Raw genomic sequence first — 15,622 nt, 5'->3', positions numbered from 1 at the left:
CTCCTTATTTGCAAACACCGCAACGCTTGCAACCATCAAAACACTGTATAGTATGCTTTTCTTGCATAGCCATATCTAATTCTTTCCAAAGATAATCCTTTGTAAAGCCCATATCTAAACTGTCCCATGGCAAAACTTCATCTTTATCACGCTGGCGGTATAAATACATATCAGCATTTAAGCCAAGTTGTTTCAATGAACGTTTAAATGCTTTACTGCCTCCATCTAAATGAGCTTGAAGCAAAGCTTTTGCCACTTTCCTATCGCCACGCGCTAAAACGCCTTGAATATACGTTTCTTTCGTAGACTCAAATTGCACTTCAATATTTTTATATTTTTTCAAAGAAGTCTTTATCTGTTTAAAATATTTTTCTGTTTGTTTTAAATCTGCCATAGGCAACCATTGAAATGGCGTGCACGGTTTAGCAATGAATGGATTGATACTAAGTGTAAGCGTTCCTTTAGAACCTAGCTCTTCCATGTATTTTTTCAATCGGATTGTCATATCTATTATAGCATCAATATCTTCTTGCGTTTCTTTTGGCAATCCTACCATGATATACAAGCGATAATTTTTTACACCTGCATTTATTCCCATCTCAATTGCTTTAAATAAATGCTCTTCTTCTATACCTTTGTTAATTACATTGCGAATTTTTATGCTGCCCGCTTCTGGTGCTAAAGTCAATGTACGCTGACCGCTTTGCGCCAAAGCTTCTACGAGTTCCTCTGTTACAGAATCAGCGCGGAAAGATGCAACAGACATCGGCATATTCAATTCGCGAATTTCATGACATAATTCATTTATCTGCGGATAATCAGAAATGGCAGGCCCCATAAGTCCCACTTTTTTATTCATTTTCATCGCTTCAGGCAATAATTTTATTAATTTTTCCAAACTGCGATGACGCGGTTTTCTAAAGCAATATCCAGCCATACAAAAACGACAATGACGACCACAACCGCGTGAAGTTTCAATCAAAAATAAATTAAATTCCGTATTTTGTGTAGTGATGACTGTCTTTGCTTCATAATCATCTAAATTGTGTATCCATTGGCGTACAACTTTAGCTGGCACACGACTATCTGCTTTAATAGCTACTAATTTATTTTCTTCATCATATACGTGTTCATAAAAACGTGGTACATAAACACCAGGTATTTGTGCTAATTTTAACAATAATTGTTCGCGCGACAAATCTTTATTTTCTGGTTGATGATATACATCAAGAAATCTATTTATCGTTTCTTCACCTTCGCCGATTATAAACGCATCAATGAATGCAGATAATGGTTCAGGATTAAATGTAGAACATGGGCCACCAGCAATGACGATTGGGTCTTTTTCCGTTCTATTCTCAGCTAAAAGTTCCACTTTGCCCATGCTGAGCATTTTAAGCACATTAAAATAATCCATTTCAAAGGAAATAGCAAAACCAATCAATGGAAATTCATACAATGGTATTTGATTTTCAATGCTCATAAGTGGCGTATCAGTTCGTTCATATTCTACTAAATCAGTCTTATCCGGCAAGAAAAAGCGTTCACAAGCACTATCTGTGCGTTTATTTATCTGTTCATAAATTATATGAAAACCGAGATTAGACATACCGACAAAATATGAATTTGGATATAAAAGCGCAAATGGTGTACGTGCGCCTTGTGGAAAAAGATAATAACCCTGTTCAGTTTCTAATATTTTTTGTAAGTTCTGTTTTAATTTCCAAGTCAAAAAATATGTTCCTCCAATAATATTATTTAATAAGAAAAAAGCTCACCGAAGTGAGCCTTTAATTTAACTTTTGTCTTTATTAGTTGCATTAAGATTTTCTAATTCCTGCTTAAAATTATCAATATCTGAAAACTTGCGGTAAACAGATGCAAAGCGGATATACGCAACTTTATCAAAAGTTTTAAGATACTTCATAACAACTTCGCCAATGGTTTTACTTGAAATTTCATGCTTCATCATATTTCTGAGTTCTTTTTCAATTTCATCAGCTAATTTTATTATCTTTTCCGCAGGAATATCTCTTTTATAACAAGAACGAATAATGCCTTTTAATAATTTTTCTTTATCAAAGACAGCGCGACGGCCATCATTTTTTATAACCATTAAAGGCACTTTTTCAACAGCTTCATAGGTGGTGAACCGTTTGCCGCAAACTGTACATTCACGGCGTCGTCTTATAGAATTACCATCATCAATAGTACGAGAATCTACTACACGGCTGTCGGGAGCTGCACAGAATGGACATTTCATAAAATCATTCACCTTCTAATTCATAAATTATTATTTTTGTTGTGGCTGAGCTGCTTGTTGAGGCTGAGCATTAGCAGCTGGTGCAGGCTGTGCTGCCTGTTGTTGTGCTGGAGCAGGTGCTTGAGCTTGCTGTTGTTGTTGCTGTGGCTGTTGTGGTTGTGCATTTGGTGCTACAAATGCTTTTGTTACAACTGCACCAACATCACCCATTTTGCCTTGTGGCTGACCATTGAAAGTAATATCAACAGCGCCGGCATTACCAACAGTTACTTCAACTTGATTATTACCTTTCCAATTCAAAGATGAACCAGCTTTAACTGTTTCAGACAATACTGTATTACCATCTACTTTTACTTCAGTCCAGCAATCTTGACTAAATGTTGCAGTGACATCGCTACCACTTACAGGAGCTGGTGCAGGTGCTGGCTGCTGTGCTTGTTGTTGCTGTGGCTGAGTCTGTTCTGTTGTTGGCTGAGTATCCGCTGCTGGTTGACTATCAGAACCTTGATTAGATAAGAAAGCAACAGCACCAACAATAATGAGAATAATGATAATAACGATGATAAAAACATTTTTCTTGCTGCCACTAGAATTCTTTGTTTCCAAATATTTTTTGCTTTCATTGAAATTATCAATATTTGGAACAGGTTTTGTAGCTGGTTTATCAGCAGTTGCTTTTTCTGGTTGTTTTTCTACTTTTTCTTCTTTTTTCAAATCAGCTTCAACTGTTGTTTTTTCAGTTGGTTGACTTGGTTCTGCCTCAATAGTTTTTTCATCATTATTAGGCAAAAGCTTTACACCACTTTTTTCTGCTTTATACTGTTCAATGATTTTCTGTCCATCTAATCCTAAGAACTTAGCATAAGTTTTCATAAAGCCTTTTAAGAAAACTTCACCCGGAAGTTTGTCATAATTTCCATCTTCGATGGCTTTGATATATAATTTGCGGATATTAGTCCCTTTTTCAGCATCTTCTAATGATAAATTTTTTTGTTCACGCGTTTTGCGTAATAAATCCCCTAACATTATGTTCTCCTTCTTTTATCTAAATATGACATATATTTCCGGTTTTGAAGCCGGTGATTATATTAATAAATATTATTCATACTAACAAATATTAAAATATTGCAGTATGCCTAATAACTTTACAAACAATTATACAATAAGCCAGTTTATAAATAAAGCTCTTCTTTACGAATATATTGTTGAACTTGTTCGGTGGTTATGTACTGGATAGAATAGCCTTTTTTTATACGCTGTCGAATATCTGTAGAAGAAATTTCCAGCTCTGGTGTTTCCAATAATTGAATATTATAATCACTGAATTCTTTTTCAATAATACTTAAATCAAATTCATAACTTGGTCGTTTAGTCGCGATAAATTTACAGATTTTTAAAAGTTCATCAATCTTGTGCCAAGTAGGCAATTCGTGAATACAATCAGCTCCAATGATAAAGTAAAAATCTGTATCATCGCCATACATTTTTTTCAAAGCTTTTATAGTATCAATAGTATACGATGGACCAACTCTATCCATTTCAATGGTTGATACTTCAAAATGTGGATTAGAACATGTGGCAAGCAATGTCATATTAAAACGATGTTTAGCTGAAGTCAGCACATCATGCTTATGCGGCGGATTGGCCGATGGAATGAATATGACCTTTTCTAAATTATATTCATCCCATACCGCTTCAGCTATCATCAAATGCCCTACGTGAATAGGGTCAAAAGTGCCACCCATAATACCGATTTTTTTCATATCTTACTCCATATATTATAAAATATTATAAAACAAAATATAGTAAAATCAATGCAGCTATAGTAGACACGATAATAAACAATAAAAAAGCTCTTAAATAATCATTAATATCATGTCTACCCTTAGGTGTAGCATAATAATCTTTAAATAATCTTAAATAGGAACGAAATTTCAACGGACTTGACCTTCACCATAGATTAAATATTTCATAGTAGTAAGTGCTTCAAGTCCCATTGGTCCTCTAGCATGTAATTTTTGGGTACTTATGCCAATTTCTGCACCAAAACCAAATTCATTGCCATCAGTAAAACGAGTAGAGGCATTTACATAAACTGCGGCTGCATCTACATTTTTTTGGAATTTCAATGCATTTGTATAGCAATCTGTGATAATTGCTTCTGAATGACCACTGCCAAAATTATTAATATGGTCAATTGCTTCATCCATATCTGTAACAATTTTTACTGAAAGAATTAAATCGCCATATTCTGTTGCCCAATCTTCATCTGTAGCTAATTTTAAATCTGGACAAATTTGACAGCATTTTTCACAACCGCGAATTTCCACTTTATACGATTTTAATTTTTCACATAATAATGGAAGAAATTCATTTGCTATACCCTGATGAATTAATACCGTTTCAACAGCATTACAAACAGCAGGACGAGTAGTTTTTGCATTGATGATGATTTTAGTTGCCATATCCATATTTGCCTTATCATCTACATAAATATGACAAATACCAACACCTGTTTCAATAACAGGCACTATACTATTTTCTACAACTCTTTTTATTAAGCCTGCTCCGCCACGTGGAATTATAACATCAATATATTTGTTTAAACGCATCATCACATCAACTGCACTGTGGTCAGTGATTTTTACAAATTGAACAGCACCTTCTGGAATTCCAGCACTATGTGCTGCTTCTGCTAAGATTGACGCTAAAATAGTATTCGATTTTATTGCTTCCGAACCACCACGCAAAATAACAGCATTGCCAGATTTTAAGCAAAGACCAATAGCATCAGCTGTAACATTCGGTCTTGCTTCATAAATAATGCCAATTAATCCAAGTGGCACGCGAATACAACGTATATCAAGCCCATTAGGACGACGATGTGACATTATACCATTGCCAATAGGGTCATCAAGACTTGCTATTTGGCGCAGTCCATCTGCCATTTGAGCAATACGTTCCGTTGTTAAAAGCAATCTATCTAACATGGCAGCGGATAATCCTTTTTGACGACCATCTTCCATGTCAAGCATATTAGCTTTTAAGATTATTGGTGTTTTTGTTTCTAGTGCATGAGCCATGGCATAAAGTGCTTTATTTTTTTCAGCAGAAGAAAGCAATGCTAATTTTTTAGAAGCTTTTTTAGCGGCTTTTGCCTGCTCTGTAACGATTGTATTAATATCTAAATCCATAAAATCACCTTCATTAACAAATTAAATCATAATAACCATATTATCACGATGAACAACTTCTTCTGAAAGTGGATAATTTGCATTAACCAGAAGTGTTTTAAATTCGCTTGTATGATGACCTTTTATTGTTTGTATTGCTACTGATGAATAATTTACACTACCGCGGGCAATTTCACTACCATCTTCAGTTATAATACGCACTGTATTTCCGATATCAAAGTTGCCACTGACAGCTTTTACACCTACCGCCAATAAACTTGAACCTGCTAATACAGCTTTTTTACAACCTTCATCAATAATAATATCACCAGATATTGGTTTACCAAAAGCTAACCATGATTTACGACGTTTAAGATGAACTTCTTTCGCTGGAAAAATCGTACCTAATACTTCACCTGAAAGCAAACGACGCAAAATATTGCGTTGTGCTCCCGAAGCAATCACCATTGTAGTACCTGAATTTACAGCAATTTTAGCTGCTTTTATTTTTGTACTCATGCCCCCAGTTCCCATCGAAGTACCTGCACCACCAGCCATTTTTTCAATTTCAGCTGTAATATGAGTCACTTCATCGAGAAGGCGCGCATTTTTGTCCTTTGCTGGATTTGCCGTGTAAAGCCCATCTATATCTGAAAGAATTATAAGTGTATCAGCATCGACAAGTGTCGCTACTGTAGCTGATAAAGTATCATTGTCACCTATTTTTAATTCATCGACAGCAACGGCGTCATTTTCATTGATAATAGGTATAACACCCATATTTAAAAGTGTCAATAGTGCATTACGCGAGTTAATAAATTGCGAATATTGTCGAGAATTTTCCTTTGTCAACAATACCTGTGCTACTGTCTGACCGTATTCAGCAAATAGTTTTTCATATAAATGCATCAATATGCCTTGACCTACGGCTGCTAGTGCCTGTTTTTCTGGAATTGTCTTTGGACGCTCTTTCATCTTCATGCGTTCAAGACCAGCACCGACAGCTCCTGATGATACTAAGATGATTTCTCGTCCTTGGTTTGCCAAATCAGATAGTTCACGGACAAGTAATTCGATTTTTTCAATATTTAATTTACCTGTAGCATAATTTAAAGTACTAGTACCCACTTTGACAATTATGCGTTTTGCTTGTTGTAATTGTTCACGAGAGGACATATTTATTCCTCATTTCTCTTATATTATTTTGGAAATTCGATTTTTGGCTTTTTAAAATTACGACGCCATAAAAGACCATTACGTCCGATAATCTGAACGATATCGCAATTTGTGCGTTCAGCTAAAGTGAAAACTGCCATTTCAACATCTTCAGGGCAATTTTGTAATACACGAACTTTTATAAGTTCACGTTTTTCTACAGCTTCATCAGCGCTATTTACTACAGCTGGAGTAACGCCATCTTTGCCGATTGGTACAACTGGTTCAAGTGTCATACCTAAAGAACGTAAATATCTTTTTTGTTTACCTGTAAGTGAATTCTTTATCAAGAAAAAACCTCCTATTTTTATTAATGTCTATTAATTAATTTTTATATTCAAATTCCATTTCACCGATGAATACACTATCGCCCTCTTTAATACCTTTTTCACGCAGTTTTTCATCAATGCCTTTAAGTCTCCAAATATATTGGAAACGGCGAATTGCTTCATCATTACCAAAGTTTGTCATTGCAACGAGTTTTTCCAAAGATTTACCAGAAATAATGAAGCCATTACCAGACATATCACGTTTGATTGTGATTTCATCAGCATTATCTTCTTCAGCTGTATAAACTTTTTCTGGATTTTCTTCTTCTGGTTCTTCCACATATTCTTGAAGCATCTGATAAACATAACGCATTAAATCGTTTAAACCTTCTTTAGTAGCAGCAGAAACAGGGAATACTTTTAACCCTTCTTTTTGTGCCATTTCTTCAATGCGTTTTAAATTTTCTTCAGATTGTGGTAAATCTATTTTATTTGCTGCAATTACTTGGCGACGTTTTGCAAGTTTAGAGCTATAAAGTTCTAATTCCTTGTTGATTTTATAAAAATCTTCTACTGGGTCACGGCCTTCAATGCCAGAAGCGTCGAGCACATGAATAATGACTTTTGTACGTTCAATATGGCGCAAGAAATCATGACCTAAACCGATACCTTCTGAAGCCCCTTCAATAAGACCTGGAATATCTGCCATGACAAAGTTTTGTGTATCGCCAAGGCTTACCACGCCTAAAACTGGTGTTATTGTAGTGAAGTGATAATCTGCAATTTCAGGGCGAGCTGCTGAAACACTCGCAATGATACTGGATTTACCTACACTAGGATAACCGACAAGACCGACATCAGCCAATAATTTTAATTCTAATAATAATGTGCGACCTTCACCTGGTTCACCGAGTTCAGCAAAAGTTGGTGCACGATTTGCACTTGTAGCAAATTTAGCATTACCACGTCCACCACGACCGCCTTTAGCTACAACAGCTTCATCACCTTCATGCACGAGGTCAGCCAATACTTCACCTGTTTCAGCATCTTTAACGAGAGTACCTGCTGGAACTTTTATGATGCAATGTGGTGCATTTTTGCCGTACTGATTTTTAATATCGCCATTACCACCATTTTTACCTACGAATTTACGATGATAACGAAAATCTAATAATGTATTCATATTGCGTTCTACTTTTAAAATAACATCTGCACCACGGCCACCATCACCGCCACTTGGGCCACCTTTTGGTACAAATTTTTCACGACGAAAAGCAGATTTTCCGTGTCCGCCATCGCCAGCTTTTACAATAATTTTTGTTCTGTCAATAAATTGCATTGTATTCCTACCTTATTATAAAATAAACAAATTGTGCCATAAAATAAATATTTCAACAGAAAATATCTTTTAGCAGCACAATACATAAAATAAAAATATCCTATGGGTCTAAACATACCAAAAAAATACAGATTTGTAAATAGTATAGCATTTTGTAGTATAATATAAATAGGAAAGAAAATGCAAGTGTATTTAATTGCTGAACGTAGGGCTTTGTGTTAGAATATATATCTATGAATTATGAATTTAATTATGGTTTTTATATCTTTATTATGGAAGGGAAGAATTTTCTTGAATTTTCGTAAGGTCAATATTTTAGGCGTTGAAGTGTCTTCTTTGACTATGCAAGAAGCAGTTTCTACAGCCGAAGCATTTATGGACAGCAAGACACCGCATTTAATTGCCACGGCTAATGCCGAAATGATTATGAATGCTACACATGACGAAGAATTAAAAAATATTTTAAATACAGCAGATTTAGTAGTACCAGATGGTGCTGGAACAGTTTGGGCTTCAAATTACCTCGGAGTCGATATGCCAGAACGCGTTGCTGGATTTGATTTAGTGCAAAATCTCTTTGCTAATGCTCCAGCTAAAAAAAGAAGGATTTTCTTCTTCGGTTCAGCACCTGGCGTAGCTGAAAAAGCAAAAGCCAAAGCAGAAAAAGATTTCCCAGGAATTAATATCGTCGGTGTGCGAAATGGTTATTTTAGCCAAAAAGATGAAGCTGAAATCATTGAACAAATAAAACAAGCAAAACCAGATTTACTTTTGGCTGCACTCGGCGTACCAAAACAAGAAAAATGGCTCAATACTCATATGAAAGAACTTGGTTGCCCTTTATCCATTGGTGTAGGTGGCACATTTGATGTTATGGCAGGGGTGATGAAACGAGCACCGCTATGGATGCAAAAAGCAAAACTTGAATGGCTTTTCCGCGGTATGCTTCAACCGAAACGTATCGGCAGATTAATGGCACTTCCTCGTTTTGTCATGGCGGTAAAATCATATAAAAAAATGACTGATAAAAAAGCTGTAAATGGGTAGACAAACATTTAGGGCTAGAATATAATTGGTGTAAAGGATTGTATTAAAAATCTAATATTTTATAGGAGGGGTTGGAGTGTTAAGATTGCCCATTGTTAAAGAAGGGTTTCCTTTTATTGGGATAGGTTTAATAGTTACCTTTCTTTTGGGTTATTTTGTGCATCCTGTAATTGCTGCTTTCCCAGCAGTATTAACGGCGTTTTTTACGTATTTCTTCCGCAATCCACGCCGCAATATTCCGCAGGAAAAAAATGTTTTAGTATCTCCTGCTGATGGAACTGTAATGGAAATTTCTGATGTAGACAATGATGATTTTATCAAAGCACCGGCTCGCAAAGTTGTAATATTTTTATCAGTATTCAATGTACATGTAAATCGCAGTCCGATGGCAGGTGAAATAAAATGTCAGCAATATAGTTGCGGCAAATTTGACCCTGCATATAAAAAAGATGTAGGCTTTGAAAATGAACGCCATATGATTGGCATTGAAAATGGAAATTTACGTATTACTGTAACTCAAATTGCAGGTATATTGGCACGCAGAATTGTTTCTTGGGTTACACTCAATGATGGTCTAACAAAAGGTGAACTATATGGTATGATAAAATTTGGTTCATGTACGGAAGTTGTCGTGCCGAAAAATGTAGAACTACTGGTGAAAAAAGGTGATAAAGTCATCGGTGGGGAAACAATTATCGGGAGGATTAAAAATTAATGAATTATAGAGTGATTATACCAAATATGTTCACATCAGCAAATTTGGTATTTGGTATGTGTTCAATTATTTCCACTTACAGTGGAAATCTAACTTTTGGAGCGGTGTTTATTCTATTAGCGCTATTTGCAGACGGCTTAGATGGACGAACAGCTCGTTTTTTTGGTGTAAGTAGTGAAATGGGTAAAGAAATGGATTCACTTTGTGACTGCGTTTCTTTTGGCGCCGCTCCAGGATTTTTGGCATATGCCTTTGTTTTGCATAATTTTGGACTTATTGGTTGGATTAGTGTAATTATTTATGCCGTATGCGGTATGTGGCGTTTAGCTCGCTTTAATGTAAATGCCTCTGTTATTCATGGCTATTTCATGGGAGTACCTATTCCAGCAGGTGGATGTTTAATTGCTACATGGATACTTTTCTCCACAGCAATGAATATCACACCACAAATTCAACTAGAAACTTTAGGTTATGGTTTACCAATACTAATTTTAATAGATGGATACTTACTTGTTAGTACTTTCAAATATCCTGATTTTAAAGGTAAAGGCGAAAAAATCAGCAAACTGGCTTTAATTATTGTGGCTATATTTGCCATTTGTGTATTATATTTTGGTCGTGATGCCATTGGCTACGCAATATTATTTGATATTTTCATTTCTTATGCGTTGCTTGGTATTTTAAATACCTTATTTACTTTCTTCGGCCGTAATTAATAAAAAAGGAGCTAAAAGGGATTTCTATGCTTATTCTCGACTGGATTATGGTGCCGATACAGGTAATAATTTTTCTATTTACCGTCTATTATTTTTTAATAGGTATAAATGGTTTATGGCGCCGCAAAGAAAAGAAAATATTAACACCGCAAAAAACTTTTGCTGTAATTGTAGCGGCACATAACGAATCGGCAGTAATTGGACAACTTGTAGATAATCTTAGAGAGTTAGATTATCCAAAAGAATTATATGATATCTTTGTTATCGCAGATAATTGTAGTGATGATACAGCTCAAATCGCTAAAAATTGCGGAGCAATAGTCTGTGAACGTTTTAATGATAAAGAAAAAGGTAAAGGGTTTGCTTTAGAATGGATGTTTGCTAAATTATTCGAAATGCCTCGCCAATATGATGCAGTTGCCATCTTTGATGCGGATAACTTAGTAGATAAACGTTTCTTGTTAGAAATGAACAATCGTCTTTGCAAAGGCGATAAACTCATTCAAGGATACCTCGATTCTAAAAACCCTTATGATACTTGGGTATCAGGTACATTCTCCATTGCTTTCTGGGTTATTGACCATATCTGGCATTTAGCTAAAACAAATATCGGTCTTTCCTCCGTACTCGGTGGTACTGGTATGTGTATCACAACCGATGTACTAAAAAGACACGGTTGGGGTGCTACTTGTCTTACAGAAGATATGGAATTTACCATGAAATCCTTAGTAGAAGGCATTAAAACTACATGGGCACATGATGCCATTGTTTACGATGAAAAACCATTGACTTTTAAACAGTCTTGGAACCAACGTAAACGCTGGGCACAAGGTCAATTTGATGTAGCACATCGCTTCATTCCAAAAATGCTCAAAGAAGGTATTCGCCGTCACGATATCAGAATTTTAGATGGCTGCTTACATCTCCTTCAACCGCATTTTCTACTTATATCCACATTCTACGTTATCTTATCCTACGTACAAATGGGAACAGGTTATCCACTGTTTACTAATATTTACCAATTCATACCGTCCAATTTGCTTACAGTAATCACTATGGGACAGTATATTTTACCAATAATCATACTTGCTAAAATCCGTGTTAAATGGAAAGCATGGTTTTATTTAATATTATATCCAATCTTTATTTACAGCTGGATACCAATTGTATTCTTAGGTTTTCTACACCGCAATGACCATGAATGGTCTCATACAAAACATACACGTGCAGTTAGTTATGATGAATTGACACGTTAATAAATTAAAAAGATAGACAGGATTTTTTAAACTGCACCCCAAAAGTTGGACAAAAAAACAACTTTTGGGGTGCAGTTCAGGATTTTTCCCGCCTATCTTTTTTTATTAGCTCTATAAAAAACACAAAAAAGATAGGTAGAATAACAATCTACCTATCTATATTAATCTCAATATTAAATTAACAATAATATTAACTATTAATTAATTTCATAAAAAGAAGGCTCAAATGCTGAATAATATCCTTTTAAATAACTATCATACCATTTTTGTGAACCATAGAATTTCAAACCATAAGCTAAATAAAACGCCATTTCACCAGCAGGCATTGATACACCTGATTCAGCCCAAGAACCTAATGGTTTTAAATATACCCAACTAGAATTACCATTGCGGTCAATATACATTTGTCGTAAATCCCAATTATAGAAGAAACGATACGGTTGTACTTTAGAAATAGTTGTATTGCCACGGTCTGCGTTATCTACTGTGCAAACATTAGCCACAATAATATATTGAGGCGGAGCATATTTTTCAACATATAAAGAGCTTCTATCAAGATACCAAGCTACCCCCATATGTCCATCAACTAAAATAAAATTATTATTACCTCCTAAATACTGCGGATATGGATTAGAAGCCCAAGCAACATTTCCCAATAAAAAAAGACATACTACTGTTGCCAATAAAAATATTTTTTTCAATTAAATCACACCCTTTTATATTAAAATTACATAATATATCGTAACACATAATTATAAGTGTTACAAAACTCAACTATTTTACAATAGATATTATTAATAACCCTAATTATCCTAATTTTATCTTATATAGATAAAATTTATTAACTAAAATATAAAATATATTTAATTTCTTTAAATTTTATATTTAAAACTTAAAATACTACTTACAAACGATTTTTTCGTAAATTTTTTAAAATGATACTATATGTATCAATTATGACACTGTCACGAATTGCCATAATCAAATAAATGTATAATAATTTATTTAGATATTAATTTTGCTTATATTATATAAATTAATATAAGCAAAAATCTCATTTCCAAAGGAGAGTTTTTATGAATAAACGAAAAGTAAAATCAGTATTAGTATCTTTTGGTATTATGGCAACATTAGGATTAGCACCTATAAACTCTGATGGACAATCTATATTATTAAATTATCCACAAGCTGAAGCTGCTGTAAATTTTGAACCAAGTGGATATTGGAATGGAGATGCAAACTATCCACGAGTATTTTATCGTGACGGTGGTAAATGCAGTTGGTACATTGATTTATCTTCACTATATATACAAAATCGTGCTGATGGTGGCGTATCTGTTAATCTTTATATAACGTATACTGTCGATAATCAATTCGAAAAAAATGCATTCTATAACATTCATATAACAAGAAATAATAGCGGATATCATATTTATCAAGGTGGCAAAGGGCTTAGAGAAATAACAGGATTTGGTTATGAACAACCTGCATACAACGCTGGCTTATTTTTAATTAATTACTTAGGTTTATAAACTTTTATTACAAAAATAAATACAAAAACAAAAAGTTTTACGGATTTTTCGTAAAGCTTTAATTTTATTAAATATATTTTTATATTCAATCAAAAGTATACTTTATGAAAAAATACATGAATAATTTATTGTTCAAACTATAAAAATTACTTTTAAAATGTTATCAAAATAGTATTTTCATCTTATTTTAGGCAACAAAAAAAGGCTTTACGAAAACCCGTAAAGCCTTGATTTATTAACTTATATGATGAAGTAATTTTATAATCTCCAAGTGTATTATCTTTTCTATCAAGAATAATCAAGCCATGCTTCAGATATTCTTATCGAATAAATTATTCATAACCATAAAAATTAAATCTCTATTCTACTTTTATTTTGTTTATTTCTTCTATACTTAAATTAGTATATTTAGAAATAAGCTTTATATCTACTTTATCTTTTAGCATATTTTTTGCAGTTTGTATAGCTTGTTGATATAAACCTTGTTGTATTCCTTCTTGTAAACCCTGCTGTAATCCTTCTTCTTTAAATGCACTCATATATGAATAATAATCTCTTATTGCTTTTTCTCTTTGTTCGTATGCTCTACGTTCTATTTTATCCTGTAGAAATGTATCTTCAAATTCTACTGCTTCTTTAATTGCTGGAGTTGTCATCGCTATTTCCTCCAATTCTTCTTTACTATATTTTCCTGAAAAATAAGCAATCCATGCTTCAGATGTTCTTATTTTTCTCATATCCTTTAAAGTAAATTTAGGCAATTCTAGAAAATGTATCTCTATATGGTCTGTAAGTTTTTTATGAGATTTCGCATTTAATAGATTATAGATGTTATGCCAGTCTTGCTCATCTTCTAAATAATCAAATGCTAATAGATTTATAGCTATAGCTTTCTTCAACTTTTTATATTCAGCACCTTTTTCTAATTGCTCTGAATACATCTTTGACCAATAATATAATGACCGCTCTGCCATTAATTTAAACGGACAAACTTGTACCTCAATGTCTACTTGTGTACCATCGTTTAAGTCTGCCCTAATATCCAACTTAGATAGTTTGCCATCTAATGTTAATGGTTCATTATCTTTATCTAAAAAAGTTATATCCGTAAAACAATTTTTATCATCTTTATTTAAAATCCCATTTAGAAAACTAAGTGTTAAATTCTTTCTTTTTTTATCTCCTAGAAGCTTTTTGAAGTATAAGTCATTCAATCTATTAAAATTTTCCATGATACTCACTCCTTACTTTATATTATATCAAATTTTTAAAGCAAATAATTAAAATAATAGGTATAGCAAATGCTATACCTATTATTCATTCATTAATTTTTAATTGTTATAAACACGTTTTAAATATTTATCAAACTGCGGAACAGTAAAATCTACCTCTCCTCGTTTAGCTGCATAAATAAAACCTTTATGAATTAATTGAGCTCTAAGTGGAGAAATAGCTTGTATTGATTCACCCATAATATTTGCAATTTCTTTTGTTGAACATGGTAATTTTTCACAAGCCACCATTGCTGTCATAAATTCTATTTCTCTTGCTGTTGCTCTATCATGTCTAACTTTGAAAAGGCTTTATCTAAGCTTTGTTCAAACTTGTCATAAGCTTTATCAACTATTTTTATATCGATAATACTTTCTTCCTGCTTACATTCCCAAACCCATTTACCATATTCTTGTAAAAAGTATGGATATCCTTGAATTATTTCTATGATTTTATTAATAGCTATATAGTTATGGAAATTATAAAAAACAAATACGATTAAATAATCACTACAAACAATTATTACAAAACGAATATTTCAATAAAGGATACCTTATAAACGAAAAAAATAAATTGTTATCAAAATGGTATCAAAATAGTATTTTCATCTTATTTTAGACAGCAAAAAAGGCTTTACGGATTTTCCGTAAAGCCTTGATTTTACTAGTGGTGCCGAAGGCCGGACTCGAACCGGCACGTAGGGGACTACGCTTGATTTTGAGTCAAGTGCGTCTGCCAATTCCGCCACTTCGGCATTTGTTATGAACAACAATAAAGATTATATCATCAAAGAATTTTCTTGTCAATATATTTCACTTTAAATAT

General features: G+C 33.6%; 16 protein-coding genes and 1 tRNA gene. 5 read left to right on the top strand and 12 right to left on the bottom strand.

The features are described 5' to 3' along the window. Positions 1-4 precede the first annotated feature (4 nt). From CKV65_RS01865 to obgE, 8 genes are all read right to left on the bottom strand, one after another. Positions 5-1,732 carry a TIGR03960 family B12-binding radical SAM protein gene (locus tag CKV65_RS01865; protein ID WP_027889208.1) on the bottom strand — a complete coding sequence of 576 codons (1,728 nt, stop codon included), beginning with the start codon at positions 1,730-1,732 and terminating at the stop codon, positions 5-7. A 63-nt stretch (positions 1,733-1,795) separates the two neighbouring features. After that, positions 1,796-2,263 (bottom strand): transcriptional regulator NrdR, encoded by a 468-nt coding sequence (nrdR, locus tag CKV65_RS01860; protein WP_027889207.1) that lies wholly within the window; start codon positions 2,261-2,263, stop codon positions 1,796-1,798. Positions 2,264-2,293: 30 nt separating this feature from the next. Continuing rightward, positions 2,294-3,289 carry a helix-turn-helix domain-containing protein gene (locus CKV65_RS01855; protein WP_027889206.1) on the bottom strand — a complete coding sequence of 332 codons (996 nt, stop codon included), beginning with the start codon at positions 3,287-3,289 and terminating at the stop codon, positions 2,294-2,296. Between the two features lie 146 nt (positions 3,290-3,435). Continuing rightward, on the bottom strand, positions 3,436-4,026 hold the full coding sequence (gene nadD / locus CKV65_RS01850; RefSeq protein WP_027889205.1) for a nicotinate-nucleotide adenylyltransferase: 591 nt from the start codon (positions 4,024-4,026) through the stop codon (positions 3,436-3,438). 171 nt (positions 4,027-4,197) lie between these two features. Next, positions 4,198-5,457, bottom strand: coding sequence for a glutamate-5-semialdehyde dehydrogenase (locus CKV65_RS01845; RefSeq protein ID WP_027889204.1), 1,260 nt, complete (start codon positions 5,455-5,457; stop codon positions 4,198-4,200). Between the two features lie 21 nt (positions 5,458-5,478). Beyond that, positions 5,479-6,612, bottom strand: a complete 1,134-nt coding sequence (gene proB, locus CKV65_RS01840) for a glutamate 5-kinase (protein ID WP_027889203.1) — start codon at positions 6,610-6,612, stop codon at positions 5,479-5,481. Positions 6,613-6,635: 23 nt separating this feature from the next. Continuing rightward, positions 6,636-6,941 carry a ribosome assembly RNA-binding protein YhbY gene (gene yhbY / locus CKV65_RS01835; RefSeq protein ID WP_027889202.1) on the bottom strand — a complete coding sequence of 102 codons (306 nt, stop codon included), beginning with the start codon at positions 6,939-6,941 and terminating at the stop codon, positions 6,636-6,638. A gap of 34 nt (positions 6,942-6,975) precedes the next feature. Continuing rightward, a complete protein-coding gene (obgE, locus tag CKV65_RS01830; RefSeq protein ID WP_027889201.1) occupies positions 6,976-8,259 on the bottom strand; it encodes a GTPase ObgE in 1,284 nt (427 codons plus the stop codon). Positions 8,260-8,511: 252 nt separating this feature from the next. Here obgE and CKV65_RS01825 point away from each other — a divergent pair, with 252 nt between their 5' ends. From CKV65_RS01825 to CKV65_RS01810, 4 genes are all read left to right on the top strand, one after another. Then, complete coding sequence (locus CKV65_RS01825) at positions 8,512-9,306, top strand: WecB/TagA/CpsF family glycosyltransferase (protein WP_407382234.1); 795 nt, start codon at positions 8,512-8,514, stop codon at positions 9,304-9,306. A gap of 76 nt (positions 9,307-9,382) precedes the next feature. After that, complete coding sequence (locus tag CKV65_RS01820) at positions 9,383-10,021, top strand: phosphatidylserine decarboxylase family protein (RefSeq protein WP_027889199.1); 639 nt, start codon at positions 9,383-9,385, stop codon at positions 10,019-10,021. Continuing rightward, positions 10,021-10,737 carry a CDP-diacylglycerol--serine O-phosphatidyltransferase gene (gene pssA / locus CKV65_RS01815; RefSeq protein WP_027889198.1) on the top strand — a complete coding sequence of 239 codons (717 nt, stop codon included), beginning with the start codon at positions 10,021-10,023 and terminating at the stop codon, positions 10,735-10,737. The genes CKV65_RS01820 and pssA overlap by 1 nt, the downstream gene beginning before the upstream one ends. A 26-nt stretch (positions 10,738-10,763) precedes the next feature. Continuing rightward, the gene (locus tag CKV65_RS01810; protein WP_051177536.1) at positions 10,764-11,993 is read left to right on the top strand and encodes a glycosyltransferase family 2 protein; all 1,230 of its coding nucleotides are present in this window, start codon (positions 10,764-10,766) and stop codon (positions 11,991-11,993) included. A gap of 197 nt (positions 11,994-12,190) precedes the next feature. Here the strand turns inward: CKV65_RS01810 and CKV65_RS01805 are convergent, their stop codons facing one another. Further along, on the bottom strand, positions 12,191-12,694 hold the full coding sequence (locus tag CKV65_RS01805) for a hypothetical protein (protein WP_027889196.1): 504 nt from the start codon (positions 12,692-12,694) through the stop codon (positions 12,191-12,193). A gap of 375 nt (positions 12,695-13,069) precedes the next feature. Here CKV65_RS01805 and CKV65_RS01800 point away from each other — a divergent pair, with 375 nt between their 5' ends. After that, complete coding sequence (locus CKV65_RS01800; RefSeq protein ID WP_027889195.1) at positions 13,070-13,525, top strand: hypothetical protein; 456 nt, start codon at positions 13,070-13,072, stop codon at positions 13,523-13,525. 359 nt (positions 13,526-13,884) lie between these two features. Here CKV65_RS01800 and CKV65_RS01795 read toward each other — a convergent pair whose 3' ends face one another. The 3 genes from CKV65_RS01795 to CKV65_RS01785 all read right to left on the bottom strand — a co-directional run bounded on the left by CKV65_RS01795 (position 13,885) and on the right by CKV65_RS01785 (position 15,551). Next, on the bottom strand, positions 13,885-14,757 hold the full coding sequence (locus CKV65_RS01795; protein WP_036254218.1) for an Rpn family recombination-promoting nuclease/putative transposase: 873 nt from the start codon (positions 14,755-14,757) through the stop codon (positions 13,885-13,887). A 99-nt stretch (positions 14,758-14,856) separates the two neighbouring features. Next, on the bottom strand, positions 14,857-15,057 hold the full coding sequence (locus CKV65_RS01790) for a helix-turn-helix domain-containing protein (protein WP_027889193.1): 201 nt from the start codon (positions 15,055-15,057) through the stop codon (positions 14,857-14,859). A gap of 407 nt (positions 15,058-15,464) precedes the next feature. Next, positions 15,465-15,551, bottom strand: a tRNA-Leu gene (locus CKV65_RS01785). Positions 15,552-15,622: the final 71 nt, after the last annotated feature.

This window comes from Megamonas hypermegale, assembly GCF_900187035.1.
GTDB lineage: Bacteria > Bacillota > Negativicutes > Selenomonadales > Selenomonadaceae > Megamonas > Megamonas hypermegale.
The sequence above is the reverse complement of the archived record's forward strand: the minus strand, read 5'-3'. Positions and strand labels throughout refer to the sequence as shown.